The organism is Streptomyces sp. NA02950 (genome assembly GCF_013364155.1).
Lineage (GTDB): Bacteria > Actinomycetota > Actinomycetes > Streptomycetales > Streptomycetaceae > Streptomyces.
In genome coordinates, this window is record NZ_CP054916.1 from 4733411 (window position 1) to 4755656 (window position 22246).

Sequence of the window (22246 nt, forward strand, 5' to 3'; positions counted from 1 at the left end):
CGCCACGTTCCACGCTCGGCCTGCGGCGTGATGCGCTGCCTCGTACGCGCAGTGACTTGTGATCCACGTGCTGTGACGGGTCGAACGATGCCGTTCAGCGCCACGTAGTGCCTTGTGAAGTGCCATGTAGTGCGAAGTGCGACGGATACAGCCCTCGGCGTTAACGGAAAGGAACGAGCGCTCATGCGCGAGATCCTCGGAAGGCGACGCAAGTTCTCGCTTCGGCGCGGCGCACGATCGCCGCTGCTCCGCGCGGCGCTCACCTGCGCCACCGAGTGGCAGTGGCCCGTACTCCCGGGCATCGGCCTCCAGCCCGGCGGCGGACGGATACGGGTGTGCGGCTGTCCCGACCCGGACTGCGCGGTGCCGGGCGGCCACCCCTTCGACCCGGTGCTCCTCGCCGCCACCACCGACCCGCGCATGGTGCGCTGGTGGTGGACCAACCGCCCGAGCGCTCCTCTGCTCCTGGCCACCGGGGGCCGCGGCCCTTGCGCGGTGAGTCTGCCGGCGGTGGCCGGGGCGCGGGCGCTGGCCGCGTTCGACCGGGCGGGGGTGCGGCTCGGCCCGGTGGTCGCCACACCCACCCGCTGGTCGCTGCTGGTGGCTCCGTACTCCCTCGAAGAGCTCGGCGAGCTGCTGAACCGCCAGGACTGGGTGCCCAGCTCGCTGCGGTTCCACGGCGAGGGCGGCTATCTGGTGCTGCCGCCGTCCCAGACCGGCCTGGGGCGGGTGCGCTGGGAGCGCGCACCGCTGCGGCGTGGCGGACAGCCGTGGCTGCCGGAGGTGTCCGCGGTGGTGGACGCCCTGGTGGAGGCGAGCAGCAGCGCGCCCGACGGAGGCAGCCGACTGGCCTACTGAGGCCGGTCCGGCGGTCGCCGTCGGCGGGTGCGTTCGCTGACGCACGTATGCACATCCGCACATACGCAGAGGGACGGACGCGGTGGGGCAGCTGCCCCACCGCGTCGCTGTTGTGCGCTCATGCCGTCACGTGCTCACGTGCTCACGGCCCGTGTCCCTCATGCGCCCGAGGGGCCGGACGGGGCGCTGTGAGCCCTGGGGCCGGGCTGCCGTGTGGGGGCAACTCCCGTGGATCCGTGACTCGTTGATCACCCGTCGGATCGCATCGGGTCGCCCGCGGTCCGCGCCGCCGCGCGTCGTGTCCGTCGTAGCGTCCGCCGTCGCGTCCGGCTCCGGACATGGAAGCGCCCGGTCGCTGGCGACGGGGGATGCACCAGCGACCGGGCTTTTAGAACCGTAACAAGAGATCGGCCGTTAGCAAATTCGATCGCGGATTTCCGGACGCGTATTTCCAGGCCGTAACGGTGAGTTGTGAGCAGGGTCACGTGCGCCGGGCGGGGGTGGAACGCCCGGCCGTGAGCGTCAGCTCAGCGTGACCTGACGGTTGGTGAGACCGCCGCGGGCACGCCGCTGCTCGGGCGTCAGCGGGGCGTCGGAGGCGAGCGCCTCGCCGAGCCGCTCGGCCAGCTCCTGGGCGGGCTTCTCGGTGTCCTCGGCGCGCATCCCGCTGGGCAGGTCCCATACCGGGACGGTGAGCCCGTGGGCCCGGAAGGACCCCACCAGCCGGGTGTTCTCGCCGAGCGAGGAGGCGCCCGCGGCGTGCAGCCGGGCGAGCGCGTCGAGCAGCTCCTCCTCCGGGTGCGCCATCACCCAGCGCAGGTGGTTCTTCTCCGGGGTCTCGCACCAGTACGCGGCGTCCACGCCGGAGAGCCGGGCGGTCGGGATCGCGGCCGCGTTGGCCCGCTCCAGGGACGCGGCGACCTCCCCGCTCGCGTTCGCGGCGTCCTCGAGCCAGAACTCGAAGCCCTCGTGCAGGGTCGGCGTGAAAGCGCCCTTCGGGTCGAGCAGATCCTGAAGCCGCGGCCCGTCGCCGGGCGCCCGCTCGGCGGAGACCGGAGTGCCGGGTTCGGCGGTCAGTGCGCGCCGCAGGGTGTCGGCGAGGTCTCGGCTGATGTCACCGGAGGGGGTGTCGTTCTGGAGGCCGATCAGCACCGCGCCGTTGTCGCGGCGCAGCGCGGGCCAGGCCATGGGCAGCACGGTCGCGAGGGTGACCGACGGCACGCCCTCGGGCAGCCCTTCGGCCAGGGGCAGTGCGACGGTGGCGGCGGGCACCAGCTCGCGCAGGGCCACCCAGTCGCATTCGCCGGGGAGCCCTTCGAAGGGGCGCTGCACCAGTTCGGTGACGGCGTGGGCGGCTTCCCTGCCGTGACAGGCTTTGTAGCGACGGCCCGAGCCGCACGGGCAGGGCTCGCGCGCACCCACCACGGGGATGTCGCCCGTCATGGCCCGGGGGGCTGCGGCCTTCGTCTGGGGGCGGCGCTTCTTGGCCATGGCGTGGCTGTCTCCCGATCGTGCGGCAGGGCTTGCTCGTACGGGCGCGAGCCTAGCCCTTTGGCCGAACCTCGTCGGTGCGAGTCGGTGCGATGGGCCGCGTCGGTTACGCGAGCTCGTCCAGATCGGCGAAGTCCAGCTCGCGGTCGAAATCGGGATCGATGTTCGTGTCGGGTTTCGGTGCTCCCGGGGCCGGTGGCGGAGCGAGGTCGGTCCGCGGAGCGATATCCGTGTCGGCGGCCCGGCCGGCCTCGACCCGGCCCCTTTCCGCCCGGCCGATCTCCGGAGCGATCTCGGAAGCGATCTCCGGAGCGAGCTCGGGAGTGAGTTCAGGGCCGAGACCGCGCTCCAGGCCCGCGGTCAGTCCCGGATCCACATCGGCCGGGATCGTGAGCCGCTTCATAAAACCGTCACCAGCCGGAAGAAGCGCCCATACAGTGACTTCCCCGACGCCGTTCCGGACGCCCCAGTCGTCGGCCAGCGATCGGATGATGTTGAGCCCCCGGCCACCGCGGGCGGTGACAGAGGGTTTGGCCGGAAGGGGTCTTGTGGGTCCGCCGCCGTCCGTGACCTCGACTGTCAGCCGCTTGTCCTCGTCAACGCTCCATGCCGCCCGGACCGTGTCGTCACCATGGTCGGAACGCCATGGGCGGCCATGACGCCATGCATTGCTGAGCAATTCCGAAAGGATCAATACAGCGTCGTCTATGACCGATTCCGATACCCCAGTCCTGCCCAAATCGCCACGCAACCACTGCCTTGCCGCGCGGACACCCGCAGGACCATGGGGTACGGTCATGGTCGACGACGTCGGCACCTGCCGTGCCACCACCAACGCCACCCCCGAGACCTCCTTCGCCCCACGCCACGGGATGGATGCCCCAATGGGCTGGAGCGGAAACAGGCCAAGTGGCATCGTGTGACGCACTCGTCACGATCGAATGCGTACCGAACGCGCCGGTGCACGCCGTGTAATGCCCACTATGTGCGTCCGAGTTGGGACAGTACCTGTTTGGGGCGATTGGTAATCACCGCGTCGACCCCGAGGCGGACGCACAGGTCCACGTCCTCGGGCTGGTCGACGGTCCAGACGTGCACTCGGTGCCCCGCGCGCTGCAACCGTGCCACAAAGCCCGGGTGGTTCCGTACGATCCGGATGCTCGGCCCCGCGATCCGCACCCCCGGCGGCAACTGCCCGTCCCGGTGGCGCGGCAGCATGAACTGCATCAGGAAGACGGTGGGCAGGGTGGGGGCCGCCGCCCGCACCCGGTGCAGCGAGCGCGCCGAGAAGCTCATCACCCGCACGGGCGAGGGTCCCTCGGGCGGCGGTGCGTCCAGGCCGTACCGGCGCAGCAGGGCGAGCAGCCGCTCCTCGACCTGACCGGCCCACCGGGTGGGATGCTTGGTCTCGATCGCCAGTTCGACCGGGCGTCCGGCATCCCGGACCAGCGCCAGCAGCCGGTCCAGGGTGAGCACGGAAGTGGAGTCGGTGTGGTCCCGGTCCGGCGCCTCCTTGTCGGTGGCCTGCCCCTTCCAGGAGCCGAAGTCCAGCGCGGCGAGATCGGAGAGTTCGAGCGCGGAAACCGCGCCCCGGCCGTTGGAGGTGCGGTTGACGCGGCGGTCGTGGACGCAGACGAGATGGCCGTCGGCGGTCAGCCGGACGTCGCACTCGAGGGCGTCGGCGCCGTCCTCGACCGCTCTGCGGTACGCGGCCAGCGTGTGCTCCGGAGCGTCCTCGGAGGACCCGCGGTGGGCGATGACGGACACGGTGTGCGGGCCGGGGCGGATGTCCCGGGCAGGGCGCGCATAGGTCACCGCGTTATGGTGCCACCGCCCGGTGTTCGCCGCTGGACGCGGCCCCGCCGATCGTTGCCCGGAATGGCGGCGGGGCGATTTGTCCGGGATAAAGGGTGGTAGTCCACGGGGCCGCCGCTCCTTACGGCGGTCTGACGCGCCGTGGGAAAAGCTGACGACGGTAATACGTACGCGTGGGCCGTCATGGAAAAACTGTCGTGCACCTGAGGAGACAGCTGTGAGCACCGAGAACGAGGGCGCTGCCGTACCGCCTGCGGCCGGGCCGCACCCGGCCCCTCCGGCGCCGCAACATGAGCCCGCGGTGCCTCCCGCGCCGGAGTTCGAGCCCACCGCGGGCGCGGCCCCGGCACCCCAGGACGCACCGATATCCGCGCCCCCGGCCCAGCCCCCCGCCACGTCCGCCTCCGGCGGTGCGGGCGAGGGCGCCGGGCCGGGCAGCGGGACCCCCGGCGCTCCGGGCTCCGGCCCTGGTGGAGACACCAGCGCGGGGCAGACCGCCTCGTGGTGGACCGCCGGCGGCGGTCAGCCGCAGGACGGCTCGGGCGGCGGGCCGTGGGGGACCGCCCCGGTACCGCCGTCCGGGGCACCCGGGCGCAAGCCCCGCGGCCTGATCGCCGCCGCACTGGCCGCCGTGCTGGTCGCGGGCGGTATCGGCGGGGGTATCGGCTATCTGGCCGCCGACCACGACGACAGCGACACCAGCACCGTCTCCGCCTTCGGCAACCCCAAGTCCGAGAGCCGCGCGCCGGGCTCGGTGTCGAACATCGCGGGCAAGACCCTGCCCAGCGTGGTCACCATCGAGGCCCAGGGCAGCGATGGCGAGGGCGGCACCGGCACCGGCTTCGTCTACGACAAGCAGGGCCACATCCTCACCAACAACCACGTCGTCGCCTCCGCCGCGGAGCGCGGCAAGCTCACCGCCACCTTCTCCAACGGCAAGCGGTACGCCGCCCAGGTCGTCGGCCGGGCCGAGGGCTACGACGTCGCCGTGCTCAAGCTGAAGAACGCCCCGGGCGCCAAGCTGAACCCGCTGCCCCTCGGTAACTCCGACAAGGTCGCCGTGGGCGACGCCACAGTCGCCATCGGCGCCCCCTTCGGCCTGTCCGGCACCGTCACCACCGGCATCGTGAGCGCCAAGAACCGCCCGGTCGCCTCCAGCGACGGCGGCGGGGGCAACGCCTCCTACATGTCCGCCCTCCAGACGGACGCCTCCATCAACCCGGGTAACTCCGGCGGCCCCCTGCTGAACGCCGACGGCGGCGTCATCGGCATCAACTCCGCCATCCAGTCGGCCGGCAGCGGCAACGGCCTCGGCGAGTCGCAGCAGTCCGGCAGCATCGGCCTGGGCTTCGCCATCCCGATCAACCAGGCGAAGAACGTCGCCCAGCAGCTGATCAAAACCGGTCAGCCGGTCTACCCGGTGATCGAGGCCACGGTGAACATGAAGGACACCGGCGCGGGCGCCACCATCGCCTCCAACGGCGCCGGCGGCAGCCCGGCCGTCGTCCCCGGCGGCCCGGCCGACAAGGCGGGCCTCAAGTCGGGCGATGTGATCACCAAGCTGGACGACACGGTGATCGACAGTGGACCCACCCTGATCAGCGAGATCTGGACCCACAAGCCCGGCGACAAGGTCACCCTCACCTACAAGCGTGACGGCAAGCAGTCCACGGTCGATGTCACCCTGGGGAAGCGCAAGGGTGACAGTTGACGCGCTAGGCTGATCCCCGCGTCCCCCAGAGGGCGACGCGGGGAGGCTTGCCCGAGCGGCCTAAGGGAACGGTCTTGAAAACCGTCGTGGCAGCGATGTCACCGAGGGTTCAAATCCCTCAGCCTCCGCGCAGGTAAGAAAAGCGCAGGTGAGAGGGGGCTCCGGAGAATCCGGAGCCCCCTCTCACGCGCTTCCTGTCTCACCCTGTCCCACCTGAATCCCAGCGTTGACCAGCGCGTGCGGCCAAGCTGCGGCCAAGCGGCGAGCCGCTGCGCTCCGTCATCCGTCCTCGTCAGACGTGGTGTTGAGCGCGTCATCGATCAACTGGTTCGCCCGGTGCTGCTGCCCCCGCAGCAGCTTCGCGTAGAACTTCCAGAGCACCGCGATGCTGTGCCCGGCCCGCCGGGCGACCTCCACCGGATCCACACCCGCCTTGATCCACAGCGAGATACCCGCATGCCGTGACGCGTACGGCACCTCGGCGAGCGGCGTATGGACCTCGGCGGCCGGAAGCGCCTTCCGCCGGGCCTCCTGCCAGACCTCCGTGTACTCCGTCGAGCGCACCCGACCACCGCGCACGGCGCGGAACAGCCGACCGTCCGGGGCGGTCCCGTACTCGTCCAGGTGCCGGCGGAGCAGCTGCACGAGCACCGGCGGAATGGGCACCGGCCGGGTGGTCTTCCGGGCCCGCCGCTTCAGCCCGCGCACCTCGTACGACTTGCCATCGTCCGTCCACCCGGTCCCGACCTCCGGTCGGCTCCCCGCGAGGATCAGTTCGCCCCAACCGGACTCCGGCAGCTTGCAGTCCCGCTTCGTCAGTGCGGCCGCCTCGGAAGGGCGCATCCCCGCGTAGTACAAGCACCCGAAGAACGCGTGAAGGTGCTCCCCGCGCGGCCCCCGAGCCCTCACGGCCTCCAGCAGCTCCCGCATCAGCTCCGGGCCGGGAACGTAGCGGAAGTCCACCTCGTCGTCCGTCTCCGGCGGGTCCCAGTCGATCCGGCTCAGCGGATTGACGGTGAGCAGGCCCCGCTCGATCGCGTAGCGCAGAGCGTTGCTCAGGACGGTGCGCTTGCGCCGGAACGTGTTGTCCGCCGATGCCGTGCCGTCCAGCTTGGTGGAGAGGGCACGAAGAGCGCGGCGGATCCGATCCGAGTCGTCCATGTCCACGACCTTGACCGAGTGCTTCGCCACCCATGCCAGCGCGGCGGCGATCTCCTCGGGCGGGTCCTCCACATCCTTCCGGGCCGCGAACTCGCCCTCGTCATCACGGACGCACTGGAAGGCCCATACGCGCAGCGCCAGGCGCAGAACCTCGGGGTCCGGCGACCCCTTCTTCGGCCCGGAGAGCAGCACGGGCATCATGTTGGTCAGCGCCTCGGCGATGCCGGCGCGGTGCTTCGCCGCGACGTTGGGCCACTTCATGAGGGCGTAGTCGCAGGCGTGTTCGTACCAGGTCGGGGAGTTGAGTTCGCGCAGCTCGGATGCGGGCAGGCCCGTCTCCACGTCGAACTGCTCGCCCTTCCGTATGGCCGACATGAGTTCGGCCCGGCGTCCATCGGCGAGCGGCTGGCTCTGGAACGGCTGCTGATGCGTCTCGCCGCCCACCAGCCACCGGAGCTGGAAGGGAGCGCTCTTGCTGTTGCGCTTCCGGATGCCCCAGATCCGTACGTCGTAGGTCAACACGCTGTGTCTCCTGAACAGGCGGAAGGGGCGCGCCGTGACGGCGCGCCCCTTCGAACGGACTCGGGGTCAGACGGACGCTTCCTCGTTCGCTTCCCACCAGGCGTCGAGGTCCGCCCGGCGGATCCTGATCTGCCCGTTGGGGAGCTTGACGCACTTGGGCGCGGTGCCCCGGGCCCTCATCCGGTAGAAGGCCGACCGGGACATGTCGATCTCTGCCAGAACCTCGGGGAGCTTGAGCCTCTGGTTGCCGTTCTTGGCCGCGGCCGACGTCGTGGCCGTGCTCCTGGTGCTCTTGCGCACAGGGGTCCTCCTGTAGGAGTGGTGTCGGGATGGGCGAACAGGGCGGCGGGCTGTCCTTGGTCGGGGGCCGCTGCCCTGAGGTCGAGAGTGATGCCGGTTTTGCAGTCGCCGCGTCTGTCCGAAGCGCGGGATTCTGCGTCACCGCGTCACGTGCGTCATTCAGGCTTCTGACCTGCGGGTTTTTGGTGACGCAGAGCGTTGGGGGTGCGTCACCGGTGACGCAGGCTGTCCGTCATCGGTGACGCGGGTGACGCGGCGTGACGCAGCAGACGGCTGTCTGCGTCACGGCCGTCTGCGCAGGTCACCCGCCGTTTTCCGGGCCACCGTGACGCAGGTGACGCAGCGTTCCCCACTTAGGAAAAAGAGGGGGGTGTCTGTGGTGGTGCAGTGCGGTTCAGGCGTGAAGATGGAGCCGCTTCGCGGCGCGTCCATCGCAGGGCGGCGCCGCCGCCGAACAGCAAGAGGAGCACGCGGGGGCTGGTGCTCCTCTTGCTCGTGCCGTGCCGTCAGAACGCCTGCTGCTCGTGTGGGGGCGGAGCGGGCGGGCGGCTCATTTCGAGGTAGCGGCCCTCCCTGGTGCGGCCCGAGTCGATGAGGACGCCTCGGGCGGCCAGGGTCGGCTGTAGACGCTTGAGCCGGTCGGAGAGGACTTTGCCGGTGGTCGGCCACCCCTTGGGCAGGGGGCGGAAGTCCTCGCCCGTGTAGAGGCGGGTGAGGCAGTGCAGCCACTCCGTGGAGGTCATCCGCTGCTCTGCGCCCGGTTCGATGTCTGCGGCGTGCCTGAGGACGGTCTGCGCCAGCAGGTCGCCTTCAATGACGTCGTCGTTGAGGTCGTCCAGACTGGCCCGGTAGGCGGTGAGCGCCCCGAGACCAGTCGCTGCGTCGAGCTGCGCGCACAGGTGCGCGAAGTCCGCCATCCGCAGGTCTGTGGGGGTCTCCGCCTCAGCCGCACGGACCTTGACCGTGAGGTCCAGGAGAGACCCGAGAATGACGGGCAGAACTTCCGCGTACTCGGCCCACAGCTCGGCCTCGGTGCGCCGGACGCGGGGCCGCTCCAGACGCAGGGGCAGGAGCCGTTCGGCGAGGTCGGGCCGGATGACTCCCACATCGATACCGGTCAGGAGCAGGGGGCGGCGGTAGCGGGCGCGGAAGACGTCCCCGTCGGTGAACAGGGCGCGCTTGACGGTCTCGGCGCCGGTGACGATGCAGCACATGGCGTCCGACAGGTCCGGGGTCATGTAGGAGAGGTTGTCCAGGGCAGTGACCCATCCGGCCGCCACGGCCGCGGTCAGGTTCTCCTCGTCCTTCGGAGCCCGGCGCAGGTCGCTGCTCATGCCCTCGATGATCCGCAGGAGCATTCGCCCCGCGGTGGACTTGCCAGCCCCCTGTGGGCCGGTAAGGAAGGGCGCGGGGACGGGCACGGACGGGCCGAGGCAGCCGATCAGCCAGGCGATGGCCAGGCACTCAGTCTCCGCGTTGGCGAAGTTGCACAGCCTCAGCAGCAGGTCGATGCCCTTGCCGTCGGTGTCCTTGGCAGGCAGGGGCAGTTCCCCGGTGAGCTGAGTGCGCCGCCAGCACACCTCGCGCGGGTCGGGGATGGCGATGTCCCAGCCGGTGGGGTGGATGCGGACGGACTGCCCGTCGCTGCGGCCCAGGTCCAACCAGGTCGCCCCGTCGAATCCGGGCGCGACGCGGATGTGGACGGGCTGCACGTCTTCGTCCAGCGCGAGTGCTTCGATCAAGTCCAATGCCTCCTTGAGGGCGGTTCCGTTGAACACGCCGCGCCCGTCCTTGAACAGGCCGACCATGAGTTCCTGGCGGTGGCTGCCGGTCGTGCCCTGGGAGCGGATGGGGCGGGCCACGGGGTGGCCGTTCTTCTGCGCGTACACGGTCCCGTCGGCGGTGCGGAAGTACCGGAAGTGCGCCTGCGCGTAGTCCGTGATGACCTCGCGGGCGGGATTCTTCTCGTCGTCGGGCATGGTCACAGTCCCAATTTGGCGCGGGCGTTGGTCCAGGCGTCGGTGCAGTGCCGGGGCGATTCGCCCTTGGCCTGAGCGGCGGTGAACAGCCGCGCGATGTGGGCCTCGGTGAGGCAGCCGCACCGGCCATGGGTGGCCAGGACGGCGAGGAACGTCCGGTAGACGGTGGCGTGGACCGCGCTGCGGGCCTCGGTGATGCGCTGCTCCGCCATCGAGATGCCACGCTCCAGGTAGGCGGGCGTGCGGTGGCGACACTCCCCGCCCCCGGCCGGTGCGGACACGGTGACGGCGCACGGTGCCGCCTGGACCGTGGTGGGGCGCTTCTCTGCCAGCGCGCGCACGACGTCCGGCAGGGCCGTCATGGTGCCGGTGCCGGGACCACGCCACCGCGCGTAGGCCATCGTGGACTTGAGGTCGACACCCTCACGGACGCCGTTCACCGAGCGCATGACGCCCTGGTAGATCCAGTGCTCACCACGGGTGGTAGGCACGGTCCTGGTGGGCGGGAGGGTCTGGTGGGCCCATGCGACGGCCGCCGGGTTGTCGAGGTCCACGACGGTCAGCCCGGCCCCGGCGGGGTGGTACGCGACGGCCACGGCCTGGCGCCAGGCGCGAACCCAGAGGGGGGAGGTGATGACGGCAGGGTCGGTGGTGGCAGCAGCCCAGCCATGGCAGACGGAGGGGCACTGGCAGGCGCCCGCGTCCTTCATATTCGGCCGCCCGCCACAGGCGGCCTCGCCGCCCCGGGCGTCCTTCGCGCAGGTGCGGCAGTTCCCGAACGGGACCTTGCCCGCACGCAGAGGCAGCACCGGCACCCCGGTCTTGGCCAGATTGAGCGCGGTTCGTGGGAGGTCGGGGGCGGGGTGGTCTCGCCGGATGGGGTTGGGTTGGGCCATGCTTGGGGTGCTCCTGTTCCGTTGTGGATGGGCAGGGGAAGCCGGGGAGGCGGGCTGTCCTTGGTCGGAGGCCGCCTCCCCGGGCGTCAGCGTCGAGCAGGTTCGCAGAGGTCGACGGTGCGGATGCTGATGAAGCCTTCGGCGGCCAACTGCTCGGCCGTGGGGATCATCTGGTGGAGCTCGCGCACCACGTCCCGGGGGACCTGGCGGGCGCGGGCGGCGTTGCGCGCCTCGCAGACGTCCAGCGGCAGGTCGAAGAGAACAGCCACGGCGGGGCGCTGGTAGTAGCGGGCGCGGGCGAGGAGTCCGGCGCGGACGTGCGGCAGCACGTTGGTGCTGTCCACGACAGTGGTCAGGCCGCGGGCGAGCCGAGCGTCCAGCAGGAGGTTCTGGATCTGGGCTGCTGTGGGTGTGGCGGACTGGTCGGCGGCGTCGTCCGTGGCCATCTCCCGGAAGTCGTCCAGGCACAGACGGCCGGTCGGGAAGCGACGGCGGGCATAGGAGGACTTGCCCGCTCCGGGCGGGCCGACCAGGACGATGAGGCTTCCTGAGGTGTACGGAGCTTCCATAGGTGGGCGTTCCTCACTTGTTCTTGGGATGGAAGAGCTTGAGGGTGATGCCGCCCACCCCGAGGGGTCCGGCGACGGCTCCGGCGATGGCCGTTGCGGTGTGGGCGGCGGTGTCCATCAGCCAGCACAGGGCGGCGGCCAGTCCCCAGCCCCCGGCGACGACTGCGCCAGCAATCGCGAAGGGGAACAGGATGCGCCGCCAAGGGAAGCCGGTCGGGTTGGTGTCGTGGACGACGATGACGACCGGCTGTCCGGTGGCCTGTGCGCGCTGGTAGACGTCGGTGGGGATGTGTGGGGCGAGGTCGCCGGGGATGTTGGTGTGCGGGTCGGGCTGCTGCATAGCTGCCTCCGGGGCCGGTTGGTGCGGGAGGGGCGAGGCGTGTCAGCCGATGCCGCTCAGCGAGTCCGCGAGGGACTGCAGGGCGTCGTTGATCGTGGGGGCCGCGCCGGTCGAGGCGAGGCAGAAGCCGAAGAGCGCGGCGACGATCGCGCCGCCGGTGCCGAGGACGCGGTTGCGGAGCATAAGGGCCAGGACGGCGCCGAGGAGGAGGACGGTGGACAGGGAGACGATCACGGCAGCTCCTTACTGAAAGTGATGAGTGAGGATGCGAGGGTGTGGGAGTCCCACGGGCTCGGGGAAGGTGCGTTGAGGCCACCCCGAAGCGCCTGAGGGGCGGTTTCGGTGGGTGGCCGTGTGGGACTCCCACAGCCCCCACATGCAGGTCACAGGCCCCCACACCCCGTGGGACCCCCACAGAGCGCGTGGGGGGCTTTGTGGGAGGTGTGGGAGGCCGTGCGTGGGAGGGGCGCCGGTTACCGTGCGTTGCGGTAGCGGCGGAGTGCCTCAGCGAGGGTCTCGGCGAGGTAGCCGGTGCGCGGCTCGCTCTTGCCGACGCGGACGGTGCCCTTGCCGGGGCGTTCGACGCCGACGGCGCGCAGGATGCGGCCCAGCTCTGTGCCCAGCTCGGTGGCGCCGAGGCCGAGTTGCTCGGCGAGGTCCGCGGTGTGCATGCGCCCGCCCGCAGCCGTTACCGCGTCGTACGCGCGCTGGAGCAGAGGCGGTACGCGGTCGGAGTCGCGATCGGGCTCCGGGGTTTCGGCGCGGTTGTAGGAGAGGTTGAGGCCGCGGGGCCGCTCGCGGTCCGGGCGGGGCGTGCGGTCGGGTTCCTCGGTGGTGCCGTAGGTCTTGTCGATGTCGGCCAGGAGCTTGGCGGCGAGGGCGTCGGGGTCTTCCTCGGCCCGCCGCCGGTAGGACAGGTTCAGCGACTTCCGGTGCCGTCCGCTGTCCTCGTCGCCAGTGGCAGGGGGTTCGGGCTTGTCCAGGACGGTCGTCGCCGTTCCGGCCGTGCCCGGTGTCTCGTCGTCGCCGCTCCTGGTGGTTGCGGTGGCCAGCCAGCCCGCCCGCTCCGGGCTCCACCGCTCGCGGTAGTCCGCCCCGGCCGCGTCCGCCGAGATCTTGTCCAGCTCGGGACGGCGGTCGTTGGTGGCGAGCACCACCCGACGGACCATGGACGGCAGGGACTTCCAGCCCTTGAACTCGGTAGGGGCGAAGCCGTCGGCGCCGTTGTCCCCGATGATTCCGGCGCCCTTCTCGTTGAGCTGGGCACTGTCGATCTTCACCCTCGGGAACAGCTTGCCGACGTTGTGGCCGGAGTTCTCCCCGGAGGTCAGCGCGGCGGACAGCGGGGAGAACCGCTTGACCTCGGTGTCCCCGATCGTGCTCACGTTGCCGTCCACGGCGGTGAGGACCATCCGGATGCCCATGGCGCGGGTGGTGCGCATGACCTGCTTGGTGAGCTGGGCCAGCTCGCGCTTCTCCGGCTCGCGGCGGTTGTTGGCGTGCGCGAGTGCTTCGGCGCCCTCGTCCATGACGATTTCGATCTGCGGCAGCGACGGGCTGATGGGCAGCAGGTTCGTGTCGTGCTGGCGCATCAGCTTCTGATACTGCAACTGGCGCGCGTCGTTGATCCGCAGCACCGCCTTGAGCATCCGGATCGCTTCCTTGGCGGTGGAGGCGAGCCAGTCGACTCCGGGCCGGGTGCCGGCGGGCGCCCGGTTGTCTTCCTCGTCCGGCTCGATGAGCCCCTGCGCCTCCAGCCAGGGGGTGACCCAGGGGATGCCGACCGCGCCCTTCTTCAGGTCGATGACGAAGGTGAGCACGTCGGTGCAGCGGGCGAACCCGGTGAGGATCACGTCCAGGAACGTGGACTTACCCGATCCGGGCGGGCCCAGGAGCAGCGCGCATGCCTCGCGGAGGAAGACGCGGATTTCCTCGCCGTTGGGCCGCAGGCACCAGGGGATACCGGTCAGGAGGGACAGGGGGCTGTAGTCCTCGGGGTATGTCTTGTCATCGCTCATGATGTTCTTGGTCATGACGTCGAGGACGACCAGGCCCTGCGCGGCGCCTTCCTCCACGTGCACGGTGCAGCCCAGCGGCAGGCGGGCGTCGGCGGCCAGCGGGCGGGAGCGGGAGCTGATGCGGTCCCAGGTCACCCCGCCCCCGGGCAGTTCTGCCTCGATGGAGAATCCGGCGCCGGTGTCCCAGAACTGCACCGCGATGACCTTCACGTCCACGGCGCAGACCCGTGCGATGCGGTCCTGCCACTCGTGGGCCAGGGATTTGCGGCGGGAGTCCATCTCGGCAGCCGCCGCGCGGGCTGCGGCGGTGAATCGCTCTTCCTCGGCGACTTCCTCCCAGGCAGCGGTGTGGGAGGCGGCCGCCCAGGTGCCCACCCCGATTGCGGCCAGTGATCCGGCGGCGGCCCAGGAGAGGGGGCCGTGGGCCATGGCCCAGGTGGTCCAGCCCCCGGCGACCAGCCAGGAGGCGGCGCGGGCGACGGCGGTGCGGAGGGTGAGCTTGCGGCGGATGGTGTGGCCGATGCCGTGTCCGGCGGCGCCGGCCGCGCCGATCAGCAGCGGCCAGCCCTCGGGCATCCCGGTCGCGGCTCCCAGCAGCGCGGCGGCTGCGGCGCCGGTGGTCGCGGACAGGGCGCCGGTGATCGGGCCGTGGCCCCGGGCCCAGTCCAGTGGCGGCAGCGTGCTGTCCGCCGTCCGCTTGTTTTTCGTGCTGTTGAGGTTGAGTTCCTTGGGGCTTCGGCGGTCTCGGGTTGTCGTCTTCGGTGTCACATCCAGCTCCAGGCGGGGAAAGGCGCCGGGCCCGCACACCTGGGGGTGTGCGGGCCCGGACAGGGCGATGGCGCGCGTGGGCTAGTTGTTGGTGGTGTCCCAGCCCGTTTCGTCTCCGTTGCGGGGGTCCTCGTGCCGCTTGATGTCCTGCTCGTGGACCACACGGAAGGTGTTGAACGCTTCCTCGGCCTCGTCGATGGCCTGCTGGAGTGCCTTGTAGATCTCGTCCAGGGCGGCGCCGACTTCCGGCTCCAGGGGCATTTCGTTGTCCGCCTTCTCCGCGAGGATCGCGAAGGTGTTGGCCACGGACTCCAGCGCGTTGGGGAAGCCCTTGATCGTGTCGTGGACGTGCATCATGCCGTCGGGGTTGTAGCTCTTGGCCGCGGCTTCCATCTCGGAAGCGGTCTCATCGAACAGGAAGCCGGGTCCGGCGGGGGTGGACATGGTGGTGGAACCTCCGGTGCTCGTACCTGCGTGGGCGTGGTGGTTGCGGGGAGCGCGGCGGACCGTCGCCGAAACCGGGTCGTCATCGTCGGCGGCGGCCTGGACGGCGGTCTCGTACTCGTCGCGGATCGCGGCGTCACGGGCCGCTCGTGCGCGGTTCGCCGCTCCGGCCAGCCGCGCGTACACGCGCTGGCCGGGCCACATCAGCCACCGCCAGCCGAGCCGCTCGCCGATCGGGTGGGTGATCATCCCGATCGCGAAGAACGGGATGCTGATCCCGGCGGCCAGCATCTTGCGGCCGTAGCAGCGCAGCGCGGAGACGGTCAGCCGCCGCCACAGCTGCCACCGCGCCCGCGCCCGTTTGCGCAGCTCCCGCATCCCGGCCAGCCGCCGCGCGGTCCGTTCGTCTTTCGCGGCGCGGACGTTGGACCGTAGCCGCCGCTTGGCCTGCCGCGCTCGTTCCCGAGCCGAGAGCTTCCCGGCGCCGGCCTTTCGATCCGCGGCATCCCTGCGCCCGCGTTTGTCGTGGGGCCCACGGCCGCCAGCCGGATCGGACTTCGGAGTCTTCGACAGGTTCAGCCGCTTCCCGCCGGACGCCAAGCCACCTCGGCCAGGGCCCTTGGTGGCCCGCTTCTCGGCCTTCCGAGCGGCCTTGGCCGCGCGCCGGGCGTCGCTCAGGCTCCGCTGGCCAGCGGTGTCCTGACGGCGCCGATCCGCACGCGTGGGGGCAGCAGCCCGACGTTCCGCGCGGGCCTGCTTGACCGCGCCCAGGGCGCCCTTGGCGCCCTTCCCGTCCCGGCCGGTCCCGGCGGCCCGGAGCTTGGCTGCCTGGCCCGCAGCGCGCAGTGACCTGGCCCCGTTCCGGCCCGCACCGCCCGGAGCCGTACGGGCACCGCCGCCTCGGCCCCGGGGCGCGCCTCCTGCTCGCCCGGTACCGCCATGGGCTGCGGTGGAGCCGCGTCGGCTGCGGGCGCCGCCCAAGGCAGAGTACGTACGACCGGCACGGGGACTGGTCTTTCCACCGCCGGGGCGCCCGCCGCCGTGGGTACTGGCGGTGGTCTGCTTGGCCGTCGACCGGCGGCGCAGCGCTGCGGCACCGGCTGCGGTCGCCGCGATGCCCGCAGCCGCCAGACCCGTGACGGGTCCGCCGGCGGTGAGGACGGAGGCGGATACCGCGGCGAGCGTGCTGTTGGCACCGATGACCGTCAGCGGAACAGCAGGAAGACCGCCCGGCGTATGCGCCAGCCCACCACCCGAGCCGTCCGGCTCGGCCGCCGATTTGTGGTCCGGGGTGGAAGGGGCGTCGGGGACCTGGTCGTCATCGGTGGCGGTCTCGTCGGGGGTCAGGATGGTGTCGGACACTGATCACACTCCTTTCCAGGAGCAAGCAGGAGGCCCCGGCCGGGCCTGGACAGCGGGCTGGGGCCGCCTGGTGCGTCACTTCGAGTCGTTGAGGTAGGCCGCCAGGGCCAGGAGCGCGGTCGCCAACTGCGTTTCGGTGGTCAGCGTGGCGGGGTCGTGGTTCTGGTGAGCGATCTGTGCCTGCTGGATGTGGTCGTACGCCTGGGCGGCCAGCTCATCCGGCCGCAGACGCTTCAACTCGCGGACCGATGTACGGCCGGAAAACAGCCGGGCAATCACGGGCAGTCCTTTCAAGGGGCGAAAAGCCGGTGGGACGTGGGATCAGGTGTGACTGGGGTGGGCGGCGGCGATCTCCTGCCACCGCCGGTTCTCGACCGCGTCAGCGCGGGTCAGCCGGACGGTGAAGGTGCACCCGGGGACCGTGCAGCGGTGGGTGACCGTGTAGCGCGCCTGCGCGAGCTGGCGCAGGGTCTCGCGGAAAGCGATGTACAGCGCCAGAGCGCAGGCCAGGACGAGGGCCAGCGGCACGTCGTAGTCGGTGAGCTGGTACCCCAGATTGGCGGCCATCGCTGCGGCGATGGCCTCGGCGAGCAGGGGGAAGAGACGCTGCTTCACGGTGCCTCCCATAGGCATGAACAGAGCTTTGGAATCGGGTGGTTGCGGGTCAGGCAGCGAGGCCGAGCGGATACGCGCAGGGCACGCACATCCCGAGCGTGGGCGGGATGACGTACCCGGCGTCGGTGCGGCACTGCGGGCAGAGGCGGCGGGCGGAGTTCGCCTTGGCCAGCGCCGCCCACCGCGCCGGCGTCATCGGCCGGACCGGCTTCGCGCGGTCGATGCGGAAGAGGTACGCGACGAGCGGCCCGCGCTTGCGGCGGGGCCGCTGGAGTTCGGCGACGACGTCCTGGCCGCCGGGGCGCAGGTTCATCGCGCGGAGCTGGCGGCGGGTGGCCAGTCCGTCTGGCGCTAGGCGCCAGGGGTAGACCGGCAGAGCGGTCATGAGCGGTCGGTGCCGTTGACGCCTGTCAGGGCGCGCGGCTGGTGCGCGGTGAGCTGCGCGGCGCGCGCGGCACGGAAGTCACGCAGCCAGTTCCGCGCGTTCCCCGGATCCACCGAGCACCGCGCGGCCAGGTCCGCCGCGCTCGGCTCGCCCCCGTCCCCGCCGGTGACCGAGTCGAGGTAAAGCTGCCATCCGGACTGCTTCGCCTCGGACTTGAACACCGGGTCCGGGTCACTGCCCGCATGCTCGGCGATGTCCCTCAGCAGCCGGTCCCGCAGCGCGGAAGCTTCCTCGATCTGCTCCCTGACGTGCTGCAACGCGTCCTGCGCCTCGCTGTGTGCCCGCTGGAGCGCGTCGGTGCTGACAGTCAGTTTGTTGAGCCGCTGCTGCTCGCCGTCCACGGTGGTGCGGATGTGGTCGGCCTGCTGCTGCGCGGCAGTGATCAGATCGTCCGCGCGCTTCCGCGCGGCCTGCTCGGCCTGCCGCGCGTCCTCCGCGCGCTGCCGCGCAGCCTCCACCGCACCGTCCACACCCTGCCGCTGCTCAAGCAGTCCGGCGTGCTCGGCACGGACCGCTTCGAGGTCGCGCTGCGCGGCGCTGAGGGCGTCTTCCGCGCGCTTCCGCGCAGCATCCGCACGCCGCTGTGCGGCTTCGGCTTCCTGCCGCGCGCCTTGCGCTTGCTCGGCGAGCGCGGAGGCTTCCAAGCGCTCCACCCCCGGAGTGACCGCCAGGTCCTCCATGAACGCCACCACGGCGGGCGCGTCGGAGTAGTCGAGCCGGGCCACGTCCTCTACCCGGGTCAGTTCGGCCATCCGCCGCCCCAGCGCGAGCGACTGCCCGCTGTCGGTCGCCACATCCGCCCGCGCCAACGCCTTCTGCGCCCGCCCGCGCAGCCGCTCGACCTGCCGACGCGACCGGCGCACCGAACGCGGCCGGGTCACGGCCTCTTTGGCTTCCAGAGCCAGCCGCAGGCGGTAGACCCGCAGCGCGGCTCGCTGAGCCAGAGCGGCACGAGCGATCGCCGAGGACGACGTCCGCGCGTCCAGCCCCAGCAGAGCAAAGACCGCGGCCCATGCGTGCTGCCACAGCAGCACCACCAGTCGAACCGGACCCGGTCGGCCGCCCGTCTCGTCCTCGTCGGGGCGCTCGTGGTGCAGCTTGCTGCGCAGTTGCAGCTCGATCAGCCAGGCGGCCAGGCCGGGGATGGCAGCCAGGACCGGGCGGGCCCACCAGTTCGGGGCGTGTACGGCGTTCATGGCGGCGGAGAAGCCCACCAGGAGCCATGCGGTGCGGTGCATCAGCCGCAGCTCCGGCGTCCACCCCACCCGATGGTCGGCCGCCCGGTACATCATGACCAGCAGCGTCATCTCGGCCGCGTCGAACACGGCGATGAACGCCACCGCCAGCACCTCGGGCAGTCCCGCGGTGCCGGTGGCGAATCCCCACAGGCCATGGACGGAGACGGCGACGCCGCCGAGCGCGACGACGGCCTGGGGGCCGATGCCGGACAGCCACGCCGACTTCCGCAGCCGCCCCACCGCCCACACCGCGAGCGCGAGCACCAGCAGGGCGCCGGCCAGCGGAGCGGCCCAGGACAACCAGCCCGGCGCGGCCGGGAACAGGCCGGACAGCCAGGACATCATCGGGCACCTCCCGCCATGGCCAGCACCGCCGCGACCAGCGCGGCGGTGATGAACGCGGCTCCGGCGGCGCGGGTGTAGTCCACCGCGCGTTGCAGCCGGGCGAACTTGCCCACGGCCAGCTGAGACAGGCGCGTGACGCGCTCCGCCAGGTCATCTCCGGCCAGTGCCGCCCGGAGCTGATCGGCGGGCAGCGTTGCCCACAGCGGGAAGCCCTTGGGCTGGGCGCCGCCCAGGTTCGGGCGGGCCGCGGCCAGCAGCACGGCGGCAGCGGCCACCAGCAGGCCCACGCCCACCGCACCCACGGCCAGCGCCGCCGGGGGAAGGCGGAGGCTGGTGGCGACGGTCCACACCCCCGCCATCAGCGCGCCGTTGAAGGCCAGCAGCACCGACGCCTTGCTGTCGGTACGGGCGATCTCCGCCTTCACCTCCGCCAGCGCGGCAGCCACCGCGACGTCGTCAGCGACGGCAGGTGTCATCGTGCCCGGAGTCACCTCGCGCCTCCCTCGGTGTCGATGCCGGGGCGGCCCTCGTGGTCGGTCGCGTCCCAGCGCTCAACGGCCGCGGTCAGCTCGGCGGCCTGGTCCCACTCGCCGAGCACTGGGGGCCCGGCCTTCCCTGACTCGATCACCGCACGGACCGCCGTGACGATCGCCGAGGGCGCGGCGTACCCGTGCACCGGCAGGGGGTCGAGGTCTGCGTTCCGGCCGTGGTCGAGCAGCTCGGCCCACTGCCAGGACGGACCGCGCTCGTACTGCTCCTCACGACCGGTGTGCCACTCCCACAGGAGGATCAGCCCATGCGGCCACTCGTCCTCATCAAGGCCCGTGATGTCCGGGTCGAGCGTGATCACGGCGTTGAGGTGGCAGTACACGCCGAAGGTCTCGGCCTCCGACGTCCAGTCGTCGGCGACCGGGAATCCGGCCGCGGTGAGCGCGTCGCTCACCGCAGTGATGTACGGGTTCTGAGGCAGGATGCCGGTCATGAGTCCCCCTGAAGAATGCCGTGGGCGGTGCCTCGGCGGCCGTCACGGCGGCCGTTGACGGTCCGGTATGCGGGGGCGAGGCTGCGGGTGAGGGACCAGCCGCCGCCGGTCTGCTTGACCCTGTACATGGCCTCATCCGCCACGCGCAGCGCCGCCGACAGCTCGACCGGGCGGCCGGTGGCGTGGTGGTAGACGCCGATGGAAGCGCCCAGGGGCAGCGGCAGTCCGTCGTAGGTGACCGTGGAGCACAGCCACTGGTGCAGGTGGGTCAGCTCCCCGCGCAGGGTCTCGGTGTCCGGGCAGCGGATCGCGGCGGCGAACTCGTCCCCGCCGAGCCGTGCCACGGTACCCAGCGGTTCGGCCCACTGGGCCAGGCGCCGGCCGGTCTCGCGGATCGTCGCGTCACCGGCCGCGTGCCCGTAGACGTCGTTGACCTGCTTGAAGCCGTTCAGGTCGATGACCAGGACCGCCAGCACGCGGTGCTGCGTCTTGCGCAGCATCCGGGCTGCGCTGTGCTCGAACGCGTCCCGGCGGGGCAGCCCGGTCAGGGCGTCGCGTCCGGCGCGGTCTATCAGCCGGCGCTGCCAGAGCCCGTGAACGGTCCATCCGGCGGCCAGCGGAGCGGCGGCCGACAGGGCGGCGAGGGTGTGACTCATGCTGCTGCCCTCCTCAGCGCGGCGCGGTGCCCGTGGGCGGTCGGCTGCGTCAAGGGGATCGTCCTGGTCAGGTTCTTGGCGTAGAGGGCGTCCCAGGCGGCGACCTCGTCGCCCCCGGCGGCGGCCTCGTGCAGCTCGCGCAGTACCTCCCGGGCGACCGCTCGCCGCGCCTGCCGGTCCTTGACCGACTCCGGGTGCGGCGGGCCGACGAACAGTTCGTGGTCCAGGCCGATCGGGCTGGTCTCGAACCCGAGGGCCAGTTCCTCGAACTCGGAGGCGCTGACGGCCTCCTGATCTCCTATGAACGTACGCATGACGAAAGCTCCGAAGTCGTCGGGATGGGCAGGGGAAGGCCGGGGCGGCGGGCTGTCGTTGGTCGGAGGCCGCCGCCCCAGCGGGTGGTGCTATTCGGCGTAGCCGAGCGGGCTGAGCGCGGAGTGCGCCTGGTCGAGCCGTTCGGCCAGCAACTCCGCGTCTCCGGCTGCCCATTTCAGGGACGCCTCGACCGCGTCGACCTCGTCCTCGATGGGGCGCCCCCGGTCGCTGGTGAGATGACCGTCGGCATGCAGGCCGGTGATGAAGGCTTCAATCTGCTCCAGGGCCTGTGGGAGCCGCTGCGCGAGTGTCTTGAGGTTGGCGACGGTGGTGTACGCGTCGCCCGGGTACTCCAGGCCGTCGCCAGTTGCGCGGGTGGCGTGGTTGAGCTGGCGGACGGCTTCGGCCGCCGCGTCGGAGAGCTCAACGGCGGCCATGTTCTCGCGGGTCATACCTCGCTCCTCAGTCTCGTGAGATGGGCAGGGGAAGGCCGGGGCGGCGGGCTGTCGTTGGTCGGAGGCCGCCGCCCCGGCGGGTGGTGCGGGGAAGGGTCAGCGGGTCAGGACGTCGCCGCTGACGCTGCGGGCCCGGGGGTTGAGGTGCCGGGCGCCGGTGACCTGGACATCGCCGGAGACGGAGGAGGCGGTGATGAAGCCCGTGGCCTCCGGGGTGGCGGTCAGGCGAATGTCGCCGCTGGTGGTCGTGGCGTTGGCGGTGTCGCCCCGGTAGGACAGGACCCGCACATCACCGGAGACGCTGCGCGCGAGCAGCTCGCCCGTCACGGTCTCGGCCTCGATGTCGCCGGAGGTGGTGTGGGCTTCCAGGACGTGCGCCGTCATGGCGGTCACGTCGCCGGATACCGAGTGGACCGTGAGGCGAGCGAGCTTGCCCCGGACGGTGGTGTCGGCCGCGGTGGTGACGACCGACAGGCTCGACTGCGCGGGCAGCATGACGATCGCCTCGATCGGCCGGATCGTCGGCATGCTGGTGCCGGCGGTGACGAGCTGCCCGTTGACGAAGGTCAGCCCGGTGACGACATTGCCGAAGCCGATGGTGCCGACGGTCTGGGTGACGCGGGGGCCGCCGCTGCTCATCATCACGGCGCCGGGGATCTCGGGGACCTGGACGGACATCTGCCGCCCGCTGTGCTGGATGGTCGCCCGGCGGACCGCATCGGCGCCCGGCCCGGTGGTGTCCTCGGTCCGCAGGATCACGCGGGCCCGCTCCAGTTCGCGGTCCACGGTCACGGTGGCCCGGCCCAGCGGGAGGGTGAGGTTCAGGACCACGGACCCGGCGCTGTCGGCATTGAAGGCGTGCTCAACCACTGTTCGTATCTCCCTTGAGGATGAATCGATCAGACAGCCGACAGGGCGGCCACAGGCCCGTTACCGGGGGAGCGGCCGCCCTGTCGGCGGG

Annotated in this window: 23 protein-coding genes, 1 tRNA gene and 1 pseudogene; 3 read left to right on the forward strand and 22 right to left on the reverse strand. The window is 71.5% G+C overall.

All coding sequences use genetic code 11. The annotated features are described in order from the left end of the window. The first annotated feature begins 183 nt into the window (after positions 1-183). A complete protein-coding gene (locus tag HUT19_RS20635) occupies positions 184-858 on the forward strand; it encodes a bifunctional DNA primase/polymerase (RefSeq protein WP_176181893.1) in 675 nt (224 codons plus the stop codon). Between the two features lie 522 nt (positions 859-1380). On the opposite strand, the gene HUT19_RS20640 is transcribed toward HUT19_RS20635, so the two are convergent. From HUT19_RS20640 to HUT19_RS20650, 3 genes and pseudogenes are all read right to left on the reverse strand, one after another. Then, on the reverse strand, positions 1381-2349 hold the full coding sequence (locus tag HUT19_RS20640; RefSeq protein ID WP_176181894.1) for a DUF5926 family protein: 969 nt from the start codon (positions 2347-2349) through the stop codon (positions 1381-1383). Positions 2350-2770: 421 nt separating this feature from the next. After that, a pseudogene (locus tag HUT19_RS43100) lies at positions 2771-3190 on the reverse strand (ATP-binding protein); the annotation flags it as partial. Between the two features lie 140 nt (positions 3191-3330). Next, positions 3331-4164 (reverse strand): glycerophosphodiester phosphodiesterase, encoded by an 834-nt coding sequence (locus tag HUT19_RS20650; protein WP_176181895.1) that lies wholly within the window; start codon positions 4162-4164, stop codon positions 3331-3333. Positions 4165-4381: 217 nt separating this feature from the next. Here HUT19_RS20650 and HUT19_RS20655 point away from each other — a divergent pair, with 217 nt between their 5' ends. After that, positions 4382-5875, forward strand: a complete 1494-nt coding sequence (locus tag HUT19_RS20655) for a S1C family serine protease (protein ID WP_176181896.1) — start codon at positions 4382-4384, stop codon at positions 5873-5875. A gap of 41 nt (positions 5876-5916) precedes the next feature. Next, positions 5917-6003, forward strand: a tRNA-Ser gene (locus HUT19_RS20660). Between the two features lie 151 nt (positions 6004-6154). Here the strand turns inward: HUT19_RS20660 and HUT19_RS20665 are convergent. From HUT19_RS20665 to HUT19_RS20755, 19 genes are all read right to left on the reverse strand, one after another. Further along, positions 6155-7558: a site-specific integrase gene (locus tag HUT19_RS20665; RefSeq protein WP_176181897.1), complete on the reverse strand. Its 1404-nt coding sequence runs from the start codon at positions 7556-7558 to the stop codon at positions 6155-6157. Between the two features lie 66 nt (positions 7559-7624). Beyond that, entirely contained in the window at positions 7625-7858 is a 234-nt protein-coding gene (locus tag HUT19_RS43105) for an AlpA family transcriptional regulator (RefSeq protein ID WP_254885675.1), read from the reverse strand. 506 nt (positions 7859-8364) lie between these two features. Beyond that, positions 8365-9837: an ATP-binding protein gene (locus tag HUT19_RS20675; protein WP_176187103.1), complete on the reverse strand. Its 1473-nt coding sequence runs from the start codon at positions 9835-9837 to the stop codon at positions 8365-8367. A gap of 2 nt (positions 9838-9839) precedes the next feature. Continuing rightward, positions 9840-10733: a bifunctional DNA primase/polymerase gene (locus tag HUT19_RS20680; RefSeq protein ID WP_176181898.1), complete on the reverse strand. Its 894-nt coding sequence runs from the start codon at positions 10731-10733 to the stop codon at positions 9840-9842. Positions 10734-10819: 86 nt separating this feature from the next. After that, positions 10820-11302 carry an AAA family ATPase gene (locus tag HUT19_RS20685; RefSeq protein WP_176181899.1) on the reverse strand — a complete coding sequence of 161 codons (483 nt, stop codon included), beginning with the start codon at positions 11300-11302 and terminating at the stop codon, positions 10820-10822. 13 nt (positions 11303-11315) lie between these two features. Then, positions 11316-11642 carry a hypothetical protein gene (locus HUT19_RS20690; RefSeq protein ID WP_176181900.1) on the reverse strand — a complete coding sequence of 109 codons (327 nt, stop codon included), beginning with the start codon at positions 11640-11642 and terminating at the stop codon, positions 11316-11318. 42 nt (positions 11643-11684) lie between these two features. Next, positions 11685-11876 carry a hypothetical protein gene (locus HUT19_RS20695; RefSeq protein ID WP_176181901.1) on the reverse strand — a complete coding sequence of 64 codons (192 nt, stop codon included), beginning with the start codon at positions 11874-11876 and terminating at the stop codon, positions 11685-11687. Positions 11877-12115: 239 nt separating this feature from the next. After that, a complete protein-coding gene (locus HUT19_RS20700; RefSeq protein ID WP_176181902.1) occupies positions 12116-14428 on the reverse strand; it encodes a hypothetical protein in 2313 nt (770 codons plus the stop codon). An 81-nt stretch (positions 14429-14509) separates the two neighbouring features. After that, on the reverse strand, positions 14510-16234 hold the full coding sequence (locus HUT19_RS20705; RefSeq protein WP_176181903.1) for a hypothetical protein: 1725 nt from the start codon (positions 16232-16234) through the stop codon (positions 14510-14512). A 75-nt stretch (positions 16235-16309) separates the two neighbouring features. Then, complete coding sequence (locus HUT19_RS20710; RefSeq protein WP_176181904.1) at positions 16310-16513, reverse strand: hypothetical protein; 204 nt, start codon at positions 16511-16513, stop codon at positions 16310-16312. 42 nt (positions 16514-16555) lie between these two features. Continuing rightward, positions 16556-16849, reverse strand: a complete 294-nt coding sequence (locus HUT19_RS20715) for a hypothetical protein (RefSeq protein WP_176181905.1) — start codon at positions 16847-16849, stop codon at positions 16556-16558. Between the two features lie 49 nt (positions 16850-16898). Further along, entirely contained in the window at positions 16899-17234 is a 336-nt protein-coding gene (locus tag HUT19_RS20720; protein WP_176181906.1) for an RRQRL motif-containing zinc-binding protein, read from the reverse strand. Continuing rightward, positions 17231-18877, reverse strand: coding sequence for a hypothetical protein (locus HUT19_RS20725; RefSeq protein ID WP_176181907.1), 1647 nt, complete (start codon positions 18875-18877; stop codon positions 17231-17233). Before HUT19_RS20725 ends, HUT19_RS20720 begins: the two co-directional genes overlap by 4 nt. Continuing rightward, positions 18874-19353, reverse strand: coding sequence for a Pycsar system effector family protein (locus tag HUT19_RS20730; RefSeq protein WP_176181908.1), 480 nt, complete (start codon positions 19351-19353; stop codon positions 18874-18876). The genes HUT19_RS20725 and HUT19_RS20730 overlap by 4 nt, the downstream gene beginning before the upstream one ends. A gap of 11 nt (positions 19354-19364) precedes the next feature. Further along, positions 19365-19859 carry a hypothetical protein gene (locus HUT19_RS20735; RefSeq protein WP_176181909.1) on the reverse strand — a complete coding sequence of 165 codons (495 nt, stop codon included), beginning with the start codon at positions 19857-19859 and terminating at the stop codon, positions 19365-19367. Next, positions 19856-20515 (reverse strand): GGDEF domain-containing protein, encoded by a 660-nt coding sequence (locus HUT19_RS20740; protein WP_176181910.1) that lies wholly within the window; start codon positions 20513-20515, stop codon positions 19856-19858. Before HUT19_RS20740 ends, HUT19_RS20735 begins: the two co-directional genes overlap by 4 nt. Continuing rightward, on the reverse strand, positions 20512-20829 hold the full coding sequence (locus tag HUT19_RS20745) for a hypothetical protein (protein WP_176181911.1): 318 nt from the start codon (positions 20827-20829) through the stop codon (positions 20512-20514). The genes HUT19_RS20740 and HUT19_RS20745 overlap by 4 nt, the downstream gene beginning before the upstream one ends. A 90-nt stretch (positions 20830-20919) precedes the next feature. Further along, positions 20920-21282 (reverse strand): hypothetical protein, encoded by a 363-nt coding sequence (locus HUT19_RS20750; RefSeq protein ID WP_176181912.1) that lies wholly within the window; start codon positions 21280-21282, stop codon positions 20920-20922. 99 nt (positions 21283-21381) lie between these two features. After that, positions 21382-22155 carry a DUF4097 family beta strand repeat-containing protein gene (locus HUT19_RS20755; protein WP_176181913.1) on the reverse strand — a complete coding sequence of 258 codons (774 nt, stop codon included), beginning with the start codon at positions 22153-22155 and terminating at the stop codon, positions 21382-21384. Positions 22156-22246 lie beyond the last annotated feature (91 nt).

Excerpts from the sequence above, each read along its gene's own strand:
- HUT19_RS20635 (WP_176181893.1), top strand. The coding sequence starts at position 184 with ATGCGCGAGATCCTCGGAAGGCGACGCAAGTTCTCGCTTCGGCGCGGC.
- HUT19_RS20640 (WP_176181894.1), bottom strand. The coding sequence starts at position 2,349 with ATGGCCAAGAAGCGCCGCCCCCAGACGAAGGCCGCAGCCCCCCGGGCC.
- HUT19_RS20675 (WP_176187103.1), bottom strand. The coding sequence starts at position 9,837 with ATGCCCGACGACGAGAAGAATCCCGCCCGCGAGGTCATCACGGACTAC.
- HUT19_RS20680 (WP_176181898.1), bottom strand. The coding sequence starts at position 10,733 with ATGGCCCAACCCAACCCCATCCGGCGAGACCACCCCGCCCCCGACCTC.
- HUT19_RS20685 (WP_176181899.1), bottom strand. The coding sequence starts at position 11,302 with ATGGAAGCTCCGTACACCTCAGGAAGCCTCATCGTCCTGGTCGGCCCG.
- HUT19_RS20690 (WP_176181900.1), bottom strand. The coding sequence starts at position 11,642 with ATGCAGCAGCCCGACCCGCACACCAACATCCCCGGCGACCTCGCCCCA.
- HUT19_RS20720 (WP_176181906.1), bottom strand. The coding sequence starts at position 17,234 with ATGACCGCTCTGCCGGTCTACCCCTGGCGCCTAGCGCCAGACGGACTG.
- HUT19_RS20725 (WP_176181907.1), bottom strand. The coding sequence starts at position 18,877 with ATGATGTCCTGGCTGTCCGGCCTGTTCCCGGCCGCGCCGGGCTGGTTG.
- HUT19_RS20730 (WP_176181908.1), bottom strand. The coding sequence starts at position 19,353 with ATGACACCTGCCGTCGCTGACGACGTCGCGGTGGCTGCCGCGCTGGCG.
- HUT19_RS20735 (WP_176181909.1), bottom strand. The coding sequence starts at position 19,859 with ATGACCGGCATCCTGCCTCAGAACCCGTACATCACTGCGGTGAGCGAC.
- HUT19_RS20740 (WP_176181910.1), bottom strand. The coding sequence starts at position 20,515 with ATGAGTCACACCCTCGCCGCCCTGTCGGCCGCCGCTCCGCTGGCCGCC.
- HUT19_RS20745 (WP_176181911.1), bottom strand. The coding sequence starts at position 20,829 with ATGCGTACGTTCATAGGAGATCAGGAGGCCGTCAGCGCCTCCGAGTTC.
- HUT19_RS20750 (WP_176181912.1), bottom strand. The coding sequence starts at position 21,282 with ATGACCCGCGAGAACATGGCCGCCGTTGAGCTCTCCGACGCGGCGGCC.